The following is an 18,288-nucleotide window of genomic DNA, read 5'->3' as shown; positions in this document are numbered from 1 at the left end:
CCCTTCGACCGGAAGATACACAGGATGTTCCTGTGCCCGGGGTAAATGCGCGAAATGAACACGCTTTGCGGATGAGCGGGGCAATCAACAGGGTGCGCCGCTCATCCCAGAGACGATCAGATCAGATCTTTGGTCAACGCCAGGGTGGCGAAGTTGTCGGCCATGATGGCCATTTCGGTTTGCTGCACATGCTCGGCACTGAGCACGCCGCCTTTGTAGGGCAAGTCGCGGGTGGCGCAGGCATCTTCCACCAGGGTGCAGCGAAAGCCGAGGTTCTTGGCGGCGCGCACCGTGGTGCTGACGCTGGAGTGGCTCATGAAACCGCAGACGATCAGATCCAGCGAACCCAGGTCCTGCAGGTGTTTTTCCAGGCCGGTGCCGTGGAAGGCGCTGGGCAGCAGCTTGCCGATGATGGTTTCGTCGCCTTCAGGTTCCAGGCCGGGGATGAATTCGCCGCGCTCGCCTTGCGGATCGAACAGGCCGCCCACGGTACCCAGGTGGCGCACATGCACGATCGGCCGCCCGGCGTTGCGCGCAGCCGCCACCAGCTGTTTGATATTGCCAACCGCCGCGTCCATGCCCGAAAGGGCGAGTGGGCCGCTGAGGTACTCCTTCTGGGCGTCGATGATCACGAGCGTCGCATGGGCAAGGTTGGCAGCTGCGTAACCACGACCGCTGAGTTGAAACATCGTCTTTGGAACGGACATTCTGGGGCTCCTGTCAGGGGGGCTTTTGTGACATTGTCCACTGGCTGAGCGGTTCTGTGAATCGCTACCATCGTAAGGTACGCCGTTGTTGACGTGCAGCGCTGTCAAGTGGGTGAGTTGTTTAAGCCCATGGTGGCAATTTGGATGAAATCCGACGTATGGCAAAGGCGTTTCGTACATCGTCGGTACAGGTGAACGCTGTTAGAATCGCCAGTCGTTTTTTCCAGGAGTCTGCCCCCGTGATCACTTCCCGCCTGCGCACTTTGCGCGACCATATCCGTTGGGCTGTCAGCCGTTTCCATGGGGAAGACCTGTTTTTTGGCCACGGCACCGACAATGCCTGGGACGAAGCCCGGCAACTGGTGCTCGGCGCCCTGCATTTGCCGTGGGAAATTGCCGACAGCTACCTGGACTGCAATCTGGAGGAAGAGGAAATTTCCCATGTGCAGCGTTTACTGCATCGTCGCATCCATGAGCGTATTCCCACCGCCTACTTGCTGAAAGAGGCCTGGTTCTGCGGCATGTCGTTCATTGTCGATGAACGGGTGCTGATTCCGCGCTCGCCGATTGGCGAGCTGATCGAAAACCGCTTTGAACCCTGGCTGGCCCAACCCCCGGCGCGCATTCTGGACCTGTGCACCGGCTCCGGTTGCATCGGCATCGCCTGTGCCTACGAGTTCCCGGACGCCGAGGTGGTACTGGGCGACTTGTCCTTCGAAGCCCTGGAAGTGGCCAACCAGAACATCGAGCGGCATGGCGTCGATGAGCGCGTGTACACCGTGCAGGGCGACGGCTTCGAGGGCCTGCCGGGGCAGCGCTTCGATCTGATCGTGTCGAACCCGCCTTATGTGGATGCCGAAGATTTCGCCGACATGCCGGATGAATACCAGCACGAACCCGAACTGGGCCTGGCCTGCGGCGATGATGGCTTGAATCTGGTACGGCGGATGCTGGCCGAAGCGGCGGACCACCTGACCGAGAAAGGGTTGCTGATTGTCGAAGTGGGCAACAGCCAGGTGCATGTCGAGGCGCTGTACCCGGAAGTGGACTTTGCCTGGCTGGACTTCCAGCGCGGTGGGCATGGGGTGTTCATGCTCACGGCTGAGCAGTGCCGGGCGCATCAAGCAATCTTCACCGATAGGATCTAACTGAAGAAACACGGTCAATGTGGGAGGGGGCTTGCTCCCGATGAGGCAGTGTCAGTAAATGCATTGCTAGCTGACACACCGCTATCGGGAGCAAGCCCCCTCCCACAGTTTGATCGCATTTCACCCTGCTAGCGGTGCGTGGCGATCCAGATCAACAGCCCCGCCTGAAACACGGTAAACGCCACCAGGCAGGTGATGGTAAAGCGCAACCCGCTGTCCTCGCGCTTGAACTTGGTGACTTTTTCCTCTTCCTTGCGCAGTCTCACTTCGTGCTCGGCCAGGTTGTGCTCGGCCTGTTGCAGCATCTGCGCGGCTTCGAGGATTTCGACGAATTGCACCTTCTCGGTGTTCCAACTGTCCAGCACCTCGCTGACCTTGCCCGGCTGCACGTTACCCTTGAGGTGCTGCACGTCGGCGTAGGCCACGTCAAAACCCTGGATGCGCAGGAAGTGATCGCGGCGCAGGCGCGTGGCTTCGTTGAGCGCGTCCTTGTTGGCCAGGTCCACGCCGTCGACGCGGTAGTGTGACCACTTCTTCTTGGCCCAGGCTGCGGCCTGGGCGACCAGGAAGCGCCCAAGACCGCGGTTGACCGGTTCGATTTCCAGGCTGTTACCCGGGCCGAAGTGCACGCGATGTTTATCGTGATCCACCCAGATATCCAGCTGGTTCTGCTCGCGGCGTACGCGCTGGCCGGGCAATTGGATGACCATGCGCAACAGGCTGTGATGCGAGTCATGGCGCTCGGCATAACCGAACTGCACAAAGCGCAATGGCCGCGCGCCGGTCGCACGGTCGGTGGCCAACGGGGCGAGGCGCAGCATCTTGAAATGTTCGGCGTGCACGTCCGCCCACGGCAGGGCCGCTGCTGCGGCGGCCTCGGTTTCTGCCGGGGTATCGGCGGTGGTTTCTGGGGTTGCTTCTGTGGTTGTCATGCGGCGCGATCCTGTCCAAGCCCTGCGAGCCGACAGTCTTTTTACTGTCGATTCTGGGCTTATCGGCCGTTTTCTCCAGGACTGGAGGCCAATAGCCGCTTAACGGGGAGCAAGTCCGTCGATAAAGCGCACTATCCGCTCGCCCAGTTCGGCGGCGAGGGGCAATTTCGGGTCGTTGTAGGACGCCAGTTGCTGCTTGACGTTGTTGGGCACGATGCGCATGACATGGTTCATGCCTTCGATCACCGTCAACTGCGCATCCGGCTTGGCCTTTTTCAGCTGCTGGGCATCGCCGACGCCGACCTGGATGTCGTTGGTGCCCTGAATGATCAGGGCGGGCATGGTCAGCCGTGCAAAGGCCGCCGACGGATCGGCACGGAACAGGCTGATCAGATAAGGCTGCACGCTGGGTCGGAAGATACCTTCCAGCGGGCGCGGCACATCGGCGTCCACCTGGCCGGCCTTGAGGTGGTCGAGAATTTCGTTGCTGCGCAGCAGCAGGGCCGGGGGCAGGTGATCGGCCAGTTGCTGGCGAATCACCTGGTCGACCGGGCGAGCACTGCCGGACAGGGAAATCACCCCGGCCGGACTCAACTGCGGCGCGGCGAGGGCGCCGACCAGTGCGCCCTCGCTGTGGCCCAGCACGATCAGCGGGCCCATGCGCTTGTCGGCCTTGAGCAACTTGCCCCAGGCCACGGCGTCGGACACGTAGGCGTCGAGGGTCAGGTTGCGTTCATCAGGGGTCGCGGCAAGGCTGGCGGCCACGCCGCGTTTGTCATAGCGCACGCTGGCGATATTGTGCCGGGCCAGCACCCAGGCCAGGCGCTTGAGGCTGTCATTGCGCGCGCCGTCGGCGCTGTTGCCGTTGCGGTCGGTAGGGCCTGAGCCGGCGATGATCAGCACCACCGGCACGGGTCGGTCGGACTGTGGCAGTAGCAGTGAGCCAAACAGCTCACCGCTGCCGGTGTCCAGGCTGATCGGCCGTTGCAGTACGACAGGGGAGGCGGCCTGGGCCGCGACGGTAAACAAGGTGAGGGTGAACAGCAAAACTCGCAGCATCATCGCGCCATCATTGGAGAGGTGCCGGTTGGACCAACGTCTACCGGTAAGGTTTCGAGGATGAACTAGTGGGTTAGCCTGCGTATACTGGCCGCCTTAAGTTATTACGGTTGACTTGTTTCAACTGACTTCACGGAGCGCCCTGCATGTCCGGCAATACCTTCGGCAAGCTGTTCACTGTCACCACCGCGGGCGAAAGCCATGGCCCGGCGTTGGTCGCCATTGTCGACGGCTGCCCGCCCGGCCTCGAGCTGTCTCTGGAAGACCTGCAGCGTGACCTGGACCGGCGCAAGCCCGGCACCAGCCGTCACACTACCCAGCGCCAGGAACCCGATGAAGTCGAGATCCTCTCCGGTGTGTTCGAAGGCCGCACCACCGGCTGCGCCATCGGCCTGCTGATCCGCAATACCGACCAGAAGTCCAAGGACTACTCGGCGATCAAGGACCTGTTCCGCCCGGCCCATGCCGACTACACCTACCATCACAAATACGGCGAACGCGACTACCGTGGCGGCGGCCGCAGCTCGGCGCGCGAAACCGCGATGCGCGTGGCGGCCGGTGCCATCGCCAAGAAATACCTGGCGACCCAGGGCATCGTCATCCGTGGCTATATGAGCCAACTCGGCCCGATTGAAATCCCGTTCAAGACCTGGGACAGCGTCGAAGACAATGCGTTCTTCTGCCCCGACCCGGACAAGGTGCCAGAACTGGAAGCCTACATGGACCAGTTGCGCCGCGATCAGGACTCGGTCGGTGCCAAGATCACCGTGGTGGCCGAGGGCGTCAAGCCGGGCCTGGGCGAGCCGATCTTCGACCGTCTCGACGCCGAACTGGCCCACGCGCTGATGAGTATCAACGCGGTCAAGGGCGTGGAAATCGGCGCCGGTTTCGCCTGTGTGGCCCAACGCGGCACCGAGCATCGCGATGAGATGACCCCGCAGGGTTTCCTCAGCAACAACGCCGGCGGCATCCTCGGCGGTATCTCCTCGGGCCAGCCGATCGTGGCGCACCTGGCGCTCAAGGCCACGTCGAGCATCACCACGCCGGGCCGCTCGATCGATGTGCATGGCAACCCGGTGGACGTGATCACCAAAGGCCGCCACGACCCGTGCGTCGGCATCCGCGCCACGCCGATTGCCGAAGCCATGATGGCCATCGTGTTGATGGATCACCTGCTACGCAACCGCGGGCAAAACGCTGATGTGCAGGTGAGTACGCCGGTACTGAACCAGCTGTGAAGGGCTGAAGGTGACAGCCCTCCCTTATTGGCGCCTCTCCAGCTTTTACCTGTTCTACTTCGCCCTGCTCGGGGCGACGGCGCCATTCCTGGCGTTGTACTTCGATCATCTGGGCTTTTCCAGCGCGCGTATCGGCGAGCTGGTGGCCATCCCCATGCTGATGCGCTGCGTGGCGCCCAATCTTTGGGGCTGGCTGGGCGATTACACCGGGCGACGCTTGGCCATCGTGCGCTTTGGCGCGGTGTGCACGCTGTTGAGTTTTTCGCTGATTTTCGTCAGCAAGACCTACGCCTGGCTGGCTCTGGTCATGGCCCTGCACGCGTTCTTCTGGCACGCGGTACTGCCGCAGTTCGAAGTGATCACCCTGGCTCATCTGCAGCAACAGACGTCGCGCTACAGCCAGATACGCTTGTGGGGCTCCATCGGCTTTATCCTCACCGTCGTGATCATGGGCCGCCTGTTCGACTGGCTGAGCGTGGATATCTACCCGGTGGTGGTCGTGGTGATCATGGCCGGCATCATCGGCGCCAGCCTGTGGGTGCCGAACGCGCAGCCCGCCAGCTACGGCAAGCGCCTGGCCGGTGACGGGTTTATCCGCCAATTGCGCAGCCCCGGCGTGCTGGCCTTCTATGCCTGTGTGGCGCTGATGCAGATGAGTCATGGCCCGTATTACACCTTCCTCACGCTGCACCTGGAACACCTGGGCTACAGCCGTGGCGTGATCGGCCTGCTGTGGGCGCTCGGGGTGGTGGCGGAGGTGTTGATGTTCCTGGCCATGAGTCGCATCCTGACGCGCTTCTCCGTGCGCCGGGTGCTGCTGGCCAGTTTCCTGCTGGCGGCACTGCGCTGGTTGCTGCTCGGTGCGTTTGCCGAATTTTTCTGGGTGCTGCTGCTGGCGCAAGTGCTGCATGCCGCCACGTTCGGCAGTTTTCACGCGGCGGCCATCGCCTTCGTGCAGCGCAGTTTCGGCGATCGCGAGCAAGGCCAGGGCCAGGCGCTTTACGCCGCGCTGGCCGGCACCGGTGGTGCGCTGGGTGCGCTGTATGCCGGTTATAGCTGGAACCTGCTGGGCCCGACCCTCACCTTCAGTATCGCCAGCATCGCGGCCCTGGCCGCCGCCGTTATCATTGGCCTTCGATTGCAAGAGCCGAACCAAGGAGCCATGCAATGAGCTACGTCGCTGTCTACCCCCTCGCTACACCCGACACTCCGAACAAAGTGCTGACCTACTTCGACGACATTCAACCGACCCTGGCCGAAAAAGGCGTGCGCTTTGAGCGCTGGCAGCCCGCCGCGCTGGAAAAGGGGGCCAGCGAGGCGCAGATGATTGCGGCGTATCAGTCACAGATCGAGGCGCTTGGCTACGCCCGCGTCAAGGTGATCAGCGTGACCGGTGATCATCCCCATAAAGACACGCTGCCGGCCGAACGCCTGAGCGAGCACACCTGCCGTGAAGATCAGGCGCACTGCTTCATCGCTGGCCAGGGATTGTTCTCGTTGCGCATTGGCGATTATGTCTACGGCGTGCGGTGTGAGAAGAACGATCTGCTGATCGTGCCCGCTGGCACGCCCCATTGGTTCGACATGGGCGAGAACCCGCATTTTGTTGCGCTGCATATGTTCAACACCGCAGAGGGTTCGGTGCCGACCTTGAGCGGTAATGACATCGCCCGTGACGCTGCCAAGCTGGACGACTAAAACAAGTCTTTTAGATGTTCAACCCCGGCACGTTGGAATGTGCTGTGGGAAGAAGCCTGAATACATGTAGGGCTTGGCTGTTTATCCTCGGCCTTGCTCTCTCATTTCGCCAGTTATGTAACTCTCTCCTCGTTCAATGTTTATGTCGCTGTCTATAGGAAGAATCCGAAGGGTGACAGCGCATCAGCATATAAAAAAAAGGAGAAAGTAATGAATCGCCCCGAGGAGTTATCTCAGCCGTTGGACGTTTTGACGGACGTTTTTCCGGACGTTGTACCGACGGTTATCAGAAGACGCTTGAGTTTACTCGGCAAGCCCCTGACCAAGACGGAGCTGCAGATCCTGCGGTGGGCCTCCGAAGGTAAGACCATATGGGAGATGAGCAGGATTCGCTGCACCTCGCAGGCTACGGTCAAATTCCATCTGCGCAATATCTACGGCAAGCTCGATGTGAATAACCGCGTGCAGGCGATGAATGAGGCGGCGCGCCAGGGCCTGTGCTGACGTGTCTAGTCCTGAAATAGGTTTACACCCATTTCAGCCTCAAAACGCCTGATGCACCGCATCGGGCGTTTTGTATTTCAGTGCTAGATGAGGTCTCTCGCTGTTATAGATTTGCACCGATTCGTCCACCATTCGCTGGGCCTCGGCAGCGTCTTTAGGTCGATGCAAGAGAAGCTCGTTTTTCAAAATCCCGTTCACTCGCTCGGCCAATGCGTTTTGATAACAGTCGTAACCATCGGTCATTGAACACCTGACACGGTGCTTAGCGTGCAGTCGTTGGTAAAGCTCTGAGCAATACTGGACGCCACGATCCGAGTGATGAACTAGGTGATGCTCAGTTGTTCGCTGCTTGAGGGCTTTGCTGAATGCCTGAATCACAGATTCTGTATGCAAGCTTTCGTGCACATGATGGCCCACGATTTTTCGAGAATAGACATCTGTGACCAGGCTCAAGTAAGCCACGCCTGCCTGAGTAGGCAAGTAGGTGATATCAGCCACCCATACTTGCTCAGGAGCAGTGGCGACTACTTGCGCAGGCCCTTCTTTAAGCAGGTTGGGGTGTCGGCGGAACCGGTGATGGCTGTCTGTCGTTTTGTGATAAGCGCGCTTGCGAGGAACCAATTCGCGCCGGTCTCGCAAAATGTCAAAAAGGCAGTCTCGACCTACCTTTACCGATACTTCAGGCTCACAGTGCATGAGGTTGTGCAGTTTTCGAGTACCTAGGCGAGGTTGCCTGAGTCGCTTTTCCCGAACAAACACCATGACATCCTGGGCCTGACGGGCCCTGGCATCACAGGCTCGATTGCGCTTGTAATAAGCCTGGCGGGAAATTCCTATGAATTGGCAAGCCCGACTAATACTCAGGTCTTTGACTTTTCCTTGGGAGAGGACTTGCCGGATCGCTTTTTTACGACAGAGACACCGAAGTCGTTCTTTAGAACATCGACGACGGCTTCAAAAAACTGAGCTTTTTGATTTGCCTGGGCGAGTGCTTCTTCAAGCTCTTTGATTCGCTGCTCGGGCGTCAGCGGCTTATCGGGCTCATCCATGGAACGGGATCTCTTGGTGCGAATTGATGCGCCTTGACTCCAGTTCTGTCGACCATGCCTGCGTAACCAGTTTAAGACGGTCGATTTGCCCTGAATGCCATAGCGCTCTTGAGCCTCTTTATAACTCAACTCGCCTTTTTCGACCTGATCGACAACGGACAATTTAAAGGTCAGCGAATAGTCACGCTGACTACGCCTTTTTCCCGTGCTCATTACTCCCTCCTGAAAATGGGTCAGAAGGTGTAAACCTTATTCAGGACGGGACAACGGCATAAAAAAGGGCCGCGACGCTCAACGGCGTCGCAGCCCTTTTTAGCTGGGTGAAGCTTATGCCGAGTGGTAGGTCGGCAAGGCAAAGCGGTTCTGGCTTTGCAGCATCGAAATTTGCGGCAGTTCACTGGCTTGTTCGGCCAGGTCGCGGCGGATCGCACTGATCACCCAAGTGAGCTGGTCGGCGGTGTGCAACTGCTGATACGAGATCGAGCGTTTGACCTGCTTGCCTTCGCTGTTGCGCAGGGTCAACAGGATGCCGCCGTCCGGACGTGGCTGGGTGGTGACGTCGTAGTTGGAAAATACCGAAGCGAATTTATCTTGGATCAGGCTCATGTCTATCAGCTCCATTGGCTCAAGTGGGCAAGCATGGAGTGATAGGTGCAGTGATTGTGCCAGTATTGAGTGTATTAAAAAATCCTTGTAAATCAATAAGTTATAATTTTTCAGGATTTTCGTTTTCGTGCAATTTGCATGAAGGGCTATCGTGCATCCTGCATTTTGCGTTATCCAACTGGTTACTTTTTACGCGCAATGCGCTTTCCCTACCGATTATGACCGTGGGTTTCGCGGATAAATTCCATTCAGGCCGCAGGCGCTAATCGGGAGACGACTCAGTTTAAATCCCGCGTGTACAGCTAAAGAAGGGCTGGCACCACGTTCGCTATTGATTGTGCCTATCGGCATTTTTGACAAAAAAGCCATGACAGCCGGGAACTCCATCGCGACACTGGGCGCCATATACAGCATTACACAGGAGCCCTACATGTCGACTCAGCCCAAACAGATGACCGAAGACGAAGCCGCCGAATTCGCCGAGCAAGTCTTCGACGTCGCCCGCAAAGGCGACGCCGCCATGCTCGCAGCGCTATTGGCCAAAGGCTTGCCGGCCAACTTCCGTAATCACAACGGCGACACGCTGCTGATGCTTGCGGCCTACCACGGCCATGCCGAGGCGGTAAAAGTGTTGCTGGAGTTCAAGGCCGATCCGTTGATTGCCAACGATAAGAACCAACTGCCGATTGCCGGTGCGGCCTTCAAGGGCAACCTGCACGTGGTCAAGGCACTGATCGAAGGCGGAACCCCGGTTGAAGCGGCTTCTTCAGATGGGCGCACGGCACTGATGATGGCGGCCATGTTCAACCGCGTCGAAATGCTTGAATACCTGCTCGGCCAGGGGGCCAATCCCAAGGCTACCGACGCCCAGGGCGCGACGGCGCTGGCCGCGGCGCAGACCATGGGGGCCGTGGATACGGCGGCGTTGTTGCAAAAACTGGTGTAGGCTACGCGCCCTCGAAAACCCGCCCGCCACAGGACCATCCCATGAAAACCGTTCTCGTCGAACTCATCAGCAAAATCAGCGCCGGCGTCATGGCCGAGGACGAGGTGGTGCGTATCGCCGACGAAGCAGCTCAGGCCTACGCGGACCCTGCGGCTTTTCTGGCGGCCAATCCGGATATCAACTACGACGACACCTTCCCGATTCCGCTGGGGGAGTGGGTAGTAATCGGCAGTCTGCCGGACACCGTGCTGTTCCAGGCCGACACCTACGCCGACCTGTTTGCCCAGATCGTTGCCTCGTTTGGTCCGGGCGTGGCGTTCAACCTCAAGCCCAAGCAACTGGCGAAGACCGAAGACCTGACGGCGCTCAACCGCATCCAGATCCAAATGAGCGCCCTGAGCCCGGAAGACGGCGGCTATGTGCTGCTCAACTTCAGCCAGTTGCTCGATGACGAAATCCAGGCCGTGCTGGTGTTCGGCAATGACCTGCCGCGCGTGCTGGAGCTGTGCGCCGAGGTCGGCATCCAGGCCGAACCGTCGCTGGAAGCCCTGAAGATAGCCGTACACGTCTGAAATAAAACGGAACCCCGGCCAGGGCTGACTATCCTACAAGGGCATGCCCTCACTTAGGAGCGACACCATGGGTTCCACTTTCAACGGCCTGATTGGCCTGATCATCCTCGCGCTGGATATCTGGGCGATCATCAACGTGTTCAAAAGCGGCGCGAGCACGGGCGCCAAGGTGCTGTGGATTTTGCTGATCCTGCTGCTGCCGGTACTGGGCCTGATCATCTGGGCGATCGCCGGGCCGCGCGGTAACGTGCGCATCTGATCGTTCGCTCACTTCAAATCCAGAGTGAGCACAGCAATGTGGGAGGGGGCTTGCTCCCGATGGCGTAGTGACAGTCACTCTATCCAGTGCTGACCCACCGCCATCGGGGGCAAGCCCCCTCCCACATTTGCCTCCGGTGTGTTTGAGAGATTTGTGTGTCGAAATATTCGCTGCACGAAATTTTCACATCCCATCCAAGACAATTCGCCCGCTTTATTCCGCTGCCAAGGCTCTACCCCCCGAGTGCCCATAAAGGCACGGCGGCGGCGCTCGTTCAGTAATTTATAGCGTTGATGCCGTTGATCGGGCACCATTTGCCCCACCGCGTTAACCGCCCACCCCGGCCAGCCTGGGCGAGGGACGGACGCCACTGCATTATTTCGCAACTTCAACTTCCAATGGGTCCTAAAACGACATGGCAAACCCGGACGCCCTGAATCAGCCGCGCGCTTCAAATCGCCTGCTGCAACCGACCGTCAAATCCCATCTGGCGTACACGCTGCTTTGCGCACTGGTCATGATGGTGATGTTCTCCCTGCTGCGCCTGGCGTTGCTGGTCTACAACCGCGAGATGATCCTCGACACACCGGCCTCGACCTTCCTGGAAGCGTTCGCCAATGGCCTGCGCCTGGATATCCGCCTGGTGATGTACCTGCTGATCCCGCTGCTGCTGGCGTTGTTCAGCGTACGGGCCATGGCGGCGCGTGGGTTCTTCCGCTTGTGGTTGACCGTCGCGTCCGGCATTGCGCTGTTCCTCGGCCTGATGGAGATGGACTTCTACCGTGAGTTCCACCAGCGCCTCAACGGCCTGGTCTTCCAGTATGTGAAGGAAGACCCGAAAACCGTGATGAGCATGCTCTGGTACGGATTCCCGGTGGTGCGTTACCTGTTGGCCTGGGCCGTGGGCACGCTGATCCTGAGCATGGCCTTCAAGGGCGCCGACCGCGCAACGCGCCCGCGTGGCCCGTTCAGTGGCGGCAGCATCGGCACGCGCCCGGTGGCGCCGTGGTACAGCCGCATCGCCGTGTTCGTGGTGTGCCTGCTGGTCGCGGTGGTCGCCATCCGCGGCACCCTGCGCCAGGGTCCGCCGCTGCGTTGGGGGGATGTCTACACCACTGATTCGAACTTCGCCAACCAGCTTGGCCTCAATGGCACGCTGTCGCTGATCGCTGCGGCCAAGTCGCGCTTCTCCGAAGATCGCTCCAACATCTGGAAGGCCACCCTGGAGCAACCGCTGGCCACCCAGACCGTTCGGGACATGCTGGTACTGCCGAGCGAAAAACTGGTGGATACCGACACCGCTGCCGTGCGCCGTGATTTCACGCCACCGGCCGAGAAGACCTTGCCGATCAAGAACGTGGTAGTGATCCTGATGGAAAGCTTCGCCGGTCACTCGGTGGGCGCCCTGGGCCGTCCAGGCAACATCACGCCGTACTTCGACAAGTTGTCCAAGGAAGGCCTGCTGTTCGATCGCTTCTTCTCCAACGGTACCCACACCCACCAGGGTATGTTCGCCACCATGGCCTGCTTCCCGAACCTGCCGGGCTTCGAATACCTGATGCAGACCCCCGAAGGCAGCCACAAGCTGTCGGGCCTGCCGCAGTTGCTCAGCGCGCGGGATTTCAATGATGTGTATGTCTACAACGGCGACTTTGCCTGGGACAACCAGTCGGGCTTTTTCAGCAACCAGGGCATGACCAACTTCATTGGCCGCAATGACTTCGTCAACCCGGTGTTTTCCGACCCGACCTGGGGCGTTTCCGACCAGGACATGTTCAACCGTGGCCTGGAAGAACTGAAAGCCCGCGAAGGCGGCAAGCCGTTCTACGCGCTGCTGCAAACCCTGTCCAACCACACGCCGTACGCGTTGCCGACGCCATTGCCGGTCGAGAAAGTCACTGACCGTGGCAGCCTCAACGAGCATTTGACCGCCATGCGTTACTCCGATTGGGCGCTGGGCCAGTTCTTCGAGAAGGCCCGCAAGGAGCCGTACTTCAAGGAAACCCTGTTCGTGGTGGTGGGTGACCACGGCTTCGGTAACGAGCAGCAGATCACCGAGATGGACCTGGGCCGTTTCAATGTACCGATGCTGATGATCGCGCCGGGCATGCAGGAAAAGTTCGGCGAGCGTGACCACACCGTGGGCACCCAGATTGATATCGTCCCGACCATCATGGGCCGCCTGGGCGGTGACACCCTGCACCAGTGCTGGGGCCGCGACCTGCTCAACCTGCCGGAAGGCGACAAAGGCTTCGGCGTGATCAAACCGTCGGGCAGCGACCAGACCGTCGCCCTGCTCACGGCTGACCGTGTGCTGGTCTTGCCCAAGGAAATGCCACCCAAACTGTGGCAATACGAACTGGGCGCCAACCCGACCGGCAAAGTAATCGCCGAATCGCCCGACGAAGCGGCGCTGAAGCAGAAGCTCGAGTCGTTCCTGCAAACCGCCACCAAGAGCCTGCTGGATAACACCGCAGGCGTCATAGACGGTAAGCCGGACTAACGCATCGGCAAAAAAAAGAGGCCTCAATCGAGGCCTCTTTTTTTATCTGCGTACGCAGCGTTTATATCTTGCCGAGTAACAACAGCACCAGCAGAACGACCAGCACTACGCCCAAGATACCCGACGGGCCATAACCCCAGTTACGCGAGTGCGGGAACACTGGCAGGCCGCCGACCAACAGTAGAATCAGGATAATGATCAGGATCAGGCTCATGGTTTTATTCCTTATAGGCCTTGCGTAAAGACCGGTTATTCAGCGGGAGTCTCGTCCACTTGATTATGGACGGCTTAACAACTCCGACTCTGTCACTTCACAGAAAATTCCGTATTTTTTTAAAGCAATTTGGTTGCTCGCTTATTTCTTTTAACACCCGCGCAAATACATCAAGTTAGTTGAAAAATATTGAACTTAGGCTATGCGCGCGCATCCGACCGAGCCCGCGGTTTGCCTGGGGCATTCATCACTCTGATGGTGCGTGGGCGCGGCAAAAACCTTCGCTACACTGCCGGTCACTCCTCTGGTGAACCACAAGGCTACTTCCTATGCAAAACCGCATGATGATCACTGGCGCCGGGTCCGGCCTGGGTCGTGAAATCGCTCTGCGCTGGGCCCGCGAGGGTTGGCAGCTGGCCTTGTCGGATGTCAGCGAGCCCGGCCTGCTGGAAACCCTCAGGCTGGTGCGCGAAGCCGGTGGCGACGGTTTCACCCAGCGCTGCGATGTGCGTGACTACAGCCAGCTCACCGCGTTCGCCCAGGCCTGCGAGGTGAAGCTTGGCGGCATCGATGTCATCGTCAATAACGCCGGGGTGGCCTCCGGTGGTTTTTTTGCCGAGCTGTCTCTCGAGGATTGGGACTGGCAGATTGCAATCAACCTGATGGGCGTGGTCAAGGGCTGCAAGGCGTTCCTGCCGCTGCTGGAAAAGAGCAAGGGGCGCATCATCAACATCGCCTCGATGGCCGCGCTGATGCAGGGGCCGGCCATGAGCAACTACAACGTGGCCAAGGCCGGTGTAGTGGCGCTGTCGGAAAGTCTGCTGGTGGAACTCAAGCAGCAGGAAATCGGCGTGCATGTGGTATGCCCGTCGTTTTTCCAGACCAATCTGCTCGATTCATTCCGTGGGCCGACCCCGGCAATGAAGGCGCAGGTGGGCAAGTTGCTCGAGAGTTCACCGATCTCGGCGACGCAGATCGCCGACTACATTTATCAGCGCGTGGCTGCCGGTGAGTTCATGATTCTGCCCCACGAGCAGGGACGGATGGCGTGGACGCTCAAACAGAAAAACCCGCAGTTGCTGTATGACGAGATGACGCTGATGGCCGACAAAATGCGCGCCAAGGCGCAGGCTACCAAAGCCTGATTCGGATGCGGTCTGTCAGGTAAATTACCTCTCCATGTAGGGGACGCCTGATTTGGCCGCGTGCCATTGCTGGTTAAGCTTCAAGCGAGCAAGGTCGGGGGCCAGACACTCGAAAAGGACACCCGCCATGCTGGTCTTAAGCCGTGTTGTAGGCGAAACCATCGCCATCGGCGATGACATCGTCTTGCACATTCTCGAAATCAACGGACGCCAGGTGAAATTCGGCATCGAAGCGCCCGTAGGGATCAGCGTGCATCGCGCCGAGGTCTACCGCAAAATCCTCGAACGCCAGGCCGGCGCCGCTCATCCGGTGCCGGTGCCTAACCCTTAGCGTCGCCTTCAGTCAAACAGGTGCTTGGGCACGTCGTGCTTGAGCATCAACTGGCATTGTTCGCTGTCCGGATCGAACACGATCAACGCCTGGCCCTTGGTCAAGGCCTGGCGTACGCGCAATACGCGGGTTTGCAGCGGCGTGTCGTCGCCATTGTCGGTGCCATCGCGGGTAACGAAATCTTCGATGAGGCGGGTCAGGGTGTCGACTTCAAGCGCGTCGTAGGGAATCAGCATACAAGCCTCAGGTGTCAGGTCCCGGCGATGCTACTGCGCCAGGACCTTGGTTGCCAGTATCAGCTGTTGTCGGCGTCGGACTTCTGGCCGACCAGGCTGTCCACCGACGGCACGCGGGTATCGCTCTCCATGTGCGTCTCATGCTCGATCTGATGGCTGAAGCGGTCCAGGGAGCCCTGGGCCGGTTGCGCATCGCTGGCAAAGACTGGTGGGCTGAGGATGTAGGCACCGAGCAGACGACTGAGGGCCGCCAGGCTGTCGATATGGGTGCGCTCGTAACCGTGGGTGGCATCGCAACCGAACGCCAGCAGGGCCGTGCGGATGTCATGCCCGGCGGTCACTGCCGAATGCGCATCGCTGAAGTAATAGCGGAACAGGTCACGGCGCACCGGCAGGTCGTTATCCGCCGCGAGGCGCAGCAAATGCCGTGACAGGTGATAGTCATAAGGCCCACCGGAATCCTGCATCGCCACGCTCACCGCGTGTTCGCTGGAGTGCTGGCCGGGGGCGACCGGGGCGATATCGATACCGACGAACTCACTGACATCCCAGGGCAGGGCGGCGGCCGCGCCGCTGCCGGTTTCCTCGGTGATGGTGAACAGCGGGTGGCAATCGATGAGCAAGGGTTCGCCGCTGTCGATAATCGCCTTGAGCGCGGCGAGCAGGGCGGCGACGCCGGCTTTGTCGTCCAGGTGACGCGCGCTGATGTGACCGCTTTCGGTGAACTCCGGCAGTGGGTCGAACGCCACGTAGTCACCGATGCTGACCCCCAGGGAGTCGCAGTCGGCGCGGGTTGCGCAGTAGGCGTCCAGGCGCAATTCGACGTGGTCCCAGCTCACCGGCATTTCATCCACGGCGGTGTTGAACGCATGCCCGGAGGCCATCAACGGCAACACGCTACCGCGGATCACCCCGTTGTCGGTGAACAGGCTGACGCGGCTGCCTTCGGCAAAACGGCTCGACCAGCAGCCGACCGGCGCCAGTGTCAAGCGGCCGTTGTCCTTGATCGCGCGTACGGCGGCGCCGATGGTGTCCAGGTGCGCGGAGACGGCGCGGTCAGGGCTGTTCTTCTGGCCCTTGAGGGTGGCGCGAATCGTGCCGCGCCGGGTCATTTCAAACGGGATGCCGAGTTCTTCCAGGCGTTCAGCGACGTAGCGCACGATGGTGTCGGTAAACCCGGTGGGGCTGGGAATGGCGAGCATTTCCAGCAGGACTTTCTGCAGGTAGGCGAGATCCGGTTCGGGAATGGTTCGGGTCATGGAAACTCCTGATGGGTTGAGGGCGATCGTTCCCACGCTCTGCGTGGGAATGCAGCCCGTGACGCTCTGCGTCACAACAGCGGACGCGGAGCGTCCCTTGAGGCATTCCCACGCGGAGCGTGGGAACGATCAGAGGTCAGGTGGCCGGCTGACTGTGCGGAAACAACAAATCCACAAACTTCTCAGCGGTAGGTTGCGGTTCATGATTGGCCAATCCGGCCCGTTCATTGGCTTCAATGAACACGTACTCGGGTTGGTCGGCGGCGGGCACCAGCAGGTCGAGGCCGACCATGGGAATATCCAGCGCACGGGCGGCGCGCACGGCGGCGTCCACCAGGGTCGGGTGCAGGATCGCCGTGACATCTTCCAGGCAGCCGCCAGTATGCAGGTTGGCGGTGCGACGCACGGCCAGTTGCACGCCGCGCGGCAGGACGCTGTGGTAGTCATACCCGGCGGCTTTCAGGGTGCGCTCGGTTTCCGCGTCCAGCGGGATCTTGCTTTCGCCATCGGTGGCGGCCTGGCGCCGCCGGCTCTGGGCTTCGATCAAGGCGCGGATCGAATGCTGACCATCGCCGATCACTTCGGCCGGGCGACGAATCGCGGCGGCGACCACTTCAAAGCCGATCACCAGGATGCGCAGGTCCAGGCCTTCGTGGAAGCTTTCGAGCAGCACCCGGCTGTCGAACTGGCGCGCCGCTTCAATCGCCGCTTGTACTTCCTCGATAGTCCGCAGGTCCACCGCCACGCCCTGGCCCTGCTCGCCATCCAGCGGCTTGACCACGATGCGTTGGTGCTCGTCGAGAAATTCCAGGTTGTCATCGGCGCTGCCTGCCAACTGTTGCGAAGGCAACTGCAAACCGGCGGCCTTGAGCACTTTGTGAGTCAGGCTCTTGTCCTGGCACAAGGTCATGCTGATGGCGCTGGTCAGGTCGCTCAACGACTCCCGGCAACGCACGCGGCGCCCGCCGTGGCTGAGGGTGAACAGCCCGGCATCGGCATCGTCCACGTGCACATCGATACCGCGCCGATGGGCTTCTTCGACAATGATGCGCGCATAAGGATTGAACCCCGCCTGTGGCCCAGGGCCGAGAAACAGCGGCTGGTTGATGCCATTCTTGTGCTTGATCGCAAAGGTGGTCAGCGCGCGAAAACCGAGCTTGGCGTAGAGGCTCTTGGCCTGGCGGTTATCGTGCAGCACCGACAGGTCCAGGTAGCTCAAGCCACGACTCATAAAGTGTTCCACCAGGTGGCGCACCAGCACTTCACCCACACCGGGGCGTGTGCATTGCGGGTCTACCGCCAGGCACCACAGGCTGCAACCGTTTTCCGGGTCGTGAAAGGCCTTCTGGTGGTTCAGGCCCATCACGCTGCCGATCACCGCGCCGCTGTCTTCATCTTCTGCCAGCCAGTACACCGGGCCACCTTGATGGCGCGGGGTCAGGCGTTCGGGGTCGATGGGCAGCATGCCGCGTCCCTGATACAGCAGGTTCACCGCCTGCCAGTCGGCCTCGCTTTGTACCCGACGGATACGAAAGCCGCGAAACACCCGCGTGGCCGGGCGGTAATCGCTGAACCACAGGCGCAGGGTGTCGGAAGGGTCGAGGAACAGCTGCTGCGGATCGATCCCCAGGATCTGCTGGGGCGCGGCTACATACAGCGCGATGTCACGCTCGCCGGGTTGCTCGTTGAGCAACTCCTGGGCGAGGCTGGCGGGGTCTGGGAAGGTATGCCCGATCAGCAAGCGGCCCCAGCCGCAGTGCACGGCAATCGGGTCGGGGCCTTGGGCGCTGCCGTCTTCGGCAAGCCGGGCCTGCAGGCGCTCGTAGGTCGGCGCCTGGCCCTTGAGTAAGCGTTGGCTATATGCCGCAGCGTTAGGTTTCAT

General features: G+C 60.4%; 20 protein-coding genes. 11 read left to right on the top strand and 9 right to left on the bottom strand.

The annotated features are described in order from the left end of the window. Positions 1-116: 116 nt before the first annotated feature. On the bottom strand, positions 117-707 hold the full coding sequence (locus tag C4J90_RS17945) for a cysteine hydrolase family protein (protein WP_124363712.1): 591 nt from the start codon (positions 705-707) through the stop codon (positions 117-119). A gap of 239 nt (positions 708-946) precedes the next feature. Here C4J90_RS17945 and prmB point away from each other — a divergent pair, with 239 nt between their 5' ends. Beyond that, positions 947-1,855, top strand: a complete 909-nt coding sequence (prmB, locus tag C4J90_RS17940; protein WP_124363711.1) for a 50S ribosomal protein L3 N(5)-glutamine methyltransferase — start codon at positions 947-949, stop codon at positions 1,853-1,855. Positions 1,856-1,983: 128 nt separating this feature from the next. On the opposite strand, the gene C4J90_RS17935 is transcribed toward prmB, so the two are convergent. Continuing rightward, a complete protein-coding gene (locus C4J90_RS17935) occupies positions 1,984-2,787 on the bottom strand; it encodes a hypothetical protein (protein ID WP_124367797.1) in 804 nt (267 codons plus the stop codon). A gap of 99 nt (positions 2,788-2,886) precedes the next feature. Next, complete coding sequence (locus C4J90_RS17930; RefSeq protein ID WP_124420490.1) at positions 2,887-3,849, bottom strand: alpha/beta hydrolase; 963 nt, start codon at positions 3,847-3,849, stop codon at positions 2,887-2,889. A 143-nt stretch (positions 3,850-3,992) separates the two neighbouring features. Between C4J90_RS17930 and aroC the strand changes: the two genes are divergently transcribed. The 4 genes from aroC to C4J90_RS17910 all read left to right on the top strand — a co-directional run bounded on the left by aroC (position 3,993) and on the right by C4J90_RS17910 (position 7,286). Continuing rightward, positions 3,993-5,084 carry a chorismate synthase gene (aroC, locus tag C4J90_RS17925; RefSeq protein WP_124420489.1) on the top strand — a complete coding sequence of 364 codons (1,092 nt, stop codon included), beginning with the start codon at positions 3,993-3,995 and terminating at the stop codon, positions 5,082-5,084. A gap of 10 nt (positions 5,085-5,094) precedes the next feature. Further along, positions 5,095-6,255, top strand: a complete 1,161-nt coding sequence (locus C4J90_RS17920; protein WP_124420488.1) for an MFS transporter — start codon at positions 5,095-5,097, stop codon at positions 6,253-6,255. Further along, positions 6,252-6,782 (top strand): acireductone dioxygenase, encoded by a 531-nt coding sequence (locus C4J90_RS17915; RefSeq protein WP_124420487.1) that lies wholly within the window; start codon positions 6,252-6,254, stop codon positions 6,780-6,782. The genes C4J90_RS17920 and C4J90_RS17915 overlap by 4 nt, the downstream gene beginning before the upstream one ends. Positions 6,783-6,992: 210 nt before the next feature. Continuing rightward, positions 6,993-7,286, top strand: a complete 294-nt coding sequence (locus C4J90_RS17910; RefSeq protein WP_124415204.1) for a response regulator transcription factor — start codon at positions 6,993-6,995, stop codon at positions 7,284-7,286. A gap of 39 nt (positions 7,287-7,325) precedes the next feature. On the opposite strand, the gene C4J90_RS17905 is transcribed toward C4J90_RS17910, so the two are convergent. Together C4J90_RS17905 and C4J90_RS17900 are read right to left on the bottom strand one after the other, a co-directional pair. Next, positions 7,326-8,548, bottom strand: a protein-coding gene (locus C4J90_RS17905; protein WP_124418925.1) for an IS3 family transposase whose coding sequence is annotated in 2 segments (ribosomal slippage) — positions 7,326-8,197 and positions 8,197-8,548 — 1,224 coding nt in all. Because the reading frame shifts where the segments join, the coding sequence is not laid out codon by codon here. A gap of 114 nt (positions 8,549-8,662) precedes the next feature. After that, the gene (locus tag C4J90_RS17900) at positions 8,663-8,941 is read right to left on the bottom strand and encodes a DUF3509 domain-containing protein (RefSeq protein ID WP_003172952.1); all 279 of its coding nucleotides are present in this window, start codon (positions 8,939-8,941) and stop codon (positions 8,663-8,665) included. Positions 8,942-9,371: 430 nt separating this feature from the next. Here C4J90_RS17900 and C4J90_RS17895 point away from each other — a divergent pair, with 430 nt between their 5' ends. The 4 genes from C4J90_RS17895 to C4J90_RS17880 all read left to right on the top strand — a co-directional run bounded on the left by C4J90_RS17895 (position 9,372) and on the right by C4J90_RS17880 (position 13,221). Next, a complete protein-coding gene (locus C4J90_RS17895; RefSeq protein ID WP_124415203.1) occupies positions 9,372-9,887 on the top strand; it encodes an ankyrin repeat domain-containing protein in 516 nt (171 codons plus the stop codon). A 41-nt stretch (positions 9,888-9,928) separates the two neighbouring features. Further along, positions 9,929-10,459: a hypothetical protein gene (locus tag C4J90_RS17890; protein ID WP_124415202.1), complete on the top strand. Its 531-nt coding sequence runs from the start codon at positions 9,929-9,931 to the stop codon at positions 10,457-10,459. A 67-nt stretch (positions 10,460-10,526) separates the two neighbouring features. After that, the gene (locus C4J90_RS17885; RefSeq protein ID WP_003172956.1) at positions 10,527-10,718 is read left to right on the top strand and encodes a PLDc N-terminal domain-containing protein; all 192 of its coding nucleotides are present in this window, start codon (positions 10,527-10,529) and stop codon (positions 10,716-10,718) included. Between the two features lie 415 nt (positions 10,719-11,133). After that, entirely contained in the window at positions 11,134-13,221 is a 2,088-nt protein-coding gene (locus tag C4J90_RS17880; protein ID WP_124420486.1) for an LTA synthase family protein, read from the top strand. 61 nt (positions 13,222-13,282) lie between these two features. Here C4J90_RS17880 and C4J90_RS17875 read toward each other — a convergent pair whose 3' ends face one another. Continuing rightward, positions 13,283-13,435 carry a DUF3309 family protein gene (locus C4J90_RS17875; RefSeq protein ID WP_003192767.1) on the bottom strand — a complete coding sequence of 51 codons (153 nt, stop codon included), beginning with the start codon at positions 13,433-13,435 and terminating at the stop codon, positions 13,283-13,285. A 329-nt stretch (positions 13,436-13,764) separates the two neighbouring features. Here C4J90_RS17875 and C4J90_RS17870 point away from each other — a divergent pair, with 329 nt between their 5' ends. Further along, entirely contained in the window at positions 13,765-14,580 is an 816-nt protein-coding gene (locus tag C4J90_RS17870) for an SDR family oxidoreductase (RefSeq protein WP_124415200.1), read from the top strand. Between the two features lie 127 nt (positions 14,581-14,707). Next, positions 14,708-14,911 carry a carbon storage regulator CsrA gene (csrA, locus tag C4J90_RS17865; RefSeq protein WP_124363700.1) on the top strand — a complete coding sequence of 68 codons (204 nt, stop codon included), beginning with the start codon at positions 14,708-14,710 and terminating at the stop codon, positions 14,909-14,911. A gap of 8 nt (positions 14,912-14,919) precedes the next feature. On the opposite strand, the gene C4J90_RS17860 is transcribed toward csrA, so the two are convergent. The 3 genes from C4J90_RS17860 to ngg all read right to left on the bottom strand — a co-directional run bounded on the left by C4J90_RS17860 (position 14,920) and on the right by ngg (position 18,288). Further along, on the bottom strand, positions 14,920-15,147 hold the full coding sequence (locus C4J90_RS17860; protein WP_124363699.1) for a YheU family protein: 228 nt from the start codon (positions 15,145-15,147) through the stop codon (positions 14,920-14,922). A gap of 59 nt (positions 15,148-15,206) precedes the next feature. Further along, the gene (locus C4J90_RS17855; RefSeq protein WP_124367786.1) at positions 15,207-16,406 is read right to left on the bottom strand and encodes an osmoprotectant NAGGN system M42 family peptidase; all 1,200 of its coding nucleotides are present in this window, start codon (positions 16,404-16,406) and stop codon (positions 15,207-15,209) included. Positions 16,407-16,542: 136 nt separating this feature from the next. Next, complete coding sequence (gene ngg / locus C4J90_RS17845; RefSeq protein ID WP_124415198.1) at positions 16,543-18,288, bottom strand: N-acetylglutaminylglutamine synthetase; 1,746 nt, start codon at positions 18,286-18,288, stop codon at positions 16,543-16,545.

This window comes from Pseudomonas sp. R2-60-08W, assembly GCF_003852335.1.
Taxonomy (GTDB): domain Bacteria; phylum Pseudomonadota; class Gammaproteobacteria; order Pseudomonadales; family Pseudomonadaceae; genus Aquipseudomonas.
Note: the sequence above shows the minus strand (reverse complement) of the source record. Positions and strands in the feature narration are given on the sequence as shown.

Bases quoted from the DNA above. Each gene is read 5' to 3' on its own strand.
- C4J90_RS17890 (WP_124415202.1), top strand. From the start codon at position 9,929: ATGAAAACCGTTCTCGTCGAACTCATCAGCAAAATCAGCGCCGGCGTC.
- ngg (WP_124415198.1), bottom strand. From the start codon at position 18,288: ATGAAACCTAACGCTGCGGCATATAGCCAACGCTTACTCAAGGGCCAG.
- C4J90_RS17900 (WP_003172952.1), bottom strand. From the start codon at position 8,941: ATGAGCCTGATCCAAGATAAATTCGCTTCGGTATTTTCCAACTACGAC.
- C4J90_RS17930 (WP_124420490.1), bottom strand. From the start codon at position 3,849: ATGATGCTGCGAGTTTTGCTGTTCACCCTCACCTTGTTTACCGTCGCG.
- C4J90_RS17910 (WP_124415204.1), top strand. From the start codon at position 6,993: ATGAATCGCCCCGAGGAGTTATCTCAGCCGTTGGACGTTTTGACGGAC.
- C4J90_RS17935 (WP_124367797.1), bottom strand. From the start codon at position 2,787: ATGACAACCACAGAAGCAACCCCAGAAACCACCGCCGATACCCCGGCA.
- C4J90_RS17870 (WP_124415200.1), top strand. From the start codon at position 13,765: ATGCAAAACCGCATGATGATCACTGGCGCCGGGTCCGGCCTGGGTCGT.
- csrA (WP_124363700.1), top strand. From the start codon at position 14,708: ATGCTGGTCTTAAGCCGTGTTGTAGGCGAAACCATCGCCATCGGCGAT.
- C4J90_RS17915 (WP_124420487.1), top strand. From the start codon at position 6,252: ATGAGCTACGTCGCTGTCTACCCCCTCGCTACACCCGACACTCCGAAC.
- C4J90_RS17875 (WP_003192767.1), bottom strand. From the start codon at position 13,435: ATGAGCCTGATCCTGATCATTATCCTGATTCTACTGTTGGTCGGCGGC.
- C4J90_RS17880 (WP_124420486.1), top strand. From the start codon at position 11,134: ATGGCAAACCCGGACGCCCTGAATCAGCCGCGCGCTTCAAATCGCCTG.
- C4J90_RS17895 (WP_124415203.1), top strand. From the start codon at position 9,372: ATGTCGACTCAGCCCAAACAGATGACCGAAGACGAAGCCGCCGAATTC.
- C4J90_RS17860 (WP_124363699.1), bottom strand. From the start codon at position 15,147: ATGCTGATTCCCTACGACGCGCTTGAAGTCGACACCCTGACCCGCCTC.
- C4J90_RS17855 (WP_124367786.1), bottom strand. From the start codon at position 16,406: ATGACCCGAACCATTCCCGAACCGGATCTCGCCTACCTGCAGAAAGTC.
- C4J90_RS17945 (WP_124363712.1), bottom strand. From the start codon at position 707: ATGTCCGTTCCAAAGACGATGTTTCAACTCAGCGGTCGTGGTTACGCA.
- aroC (WP_124420489.1), top strand. From the start codon at position 3,993: ATGTCCGGCAATACCTTCGGCAAGCTGTTCACTGTCACCACCGCGGGC.
- C4J90_RS17885 (WP_003172956.1), top strand. From the start codon at position 10,527: ATGGGTTCCACTTTCAACGGCCTGATTGGCCTGATCATCCTCGCGCTG.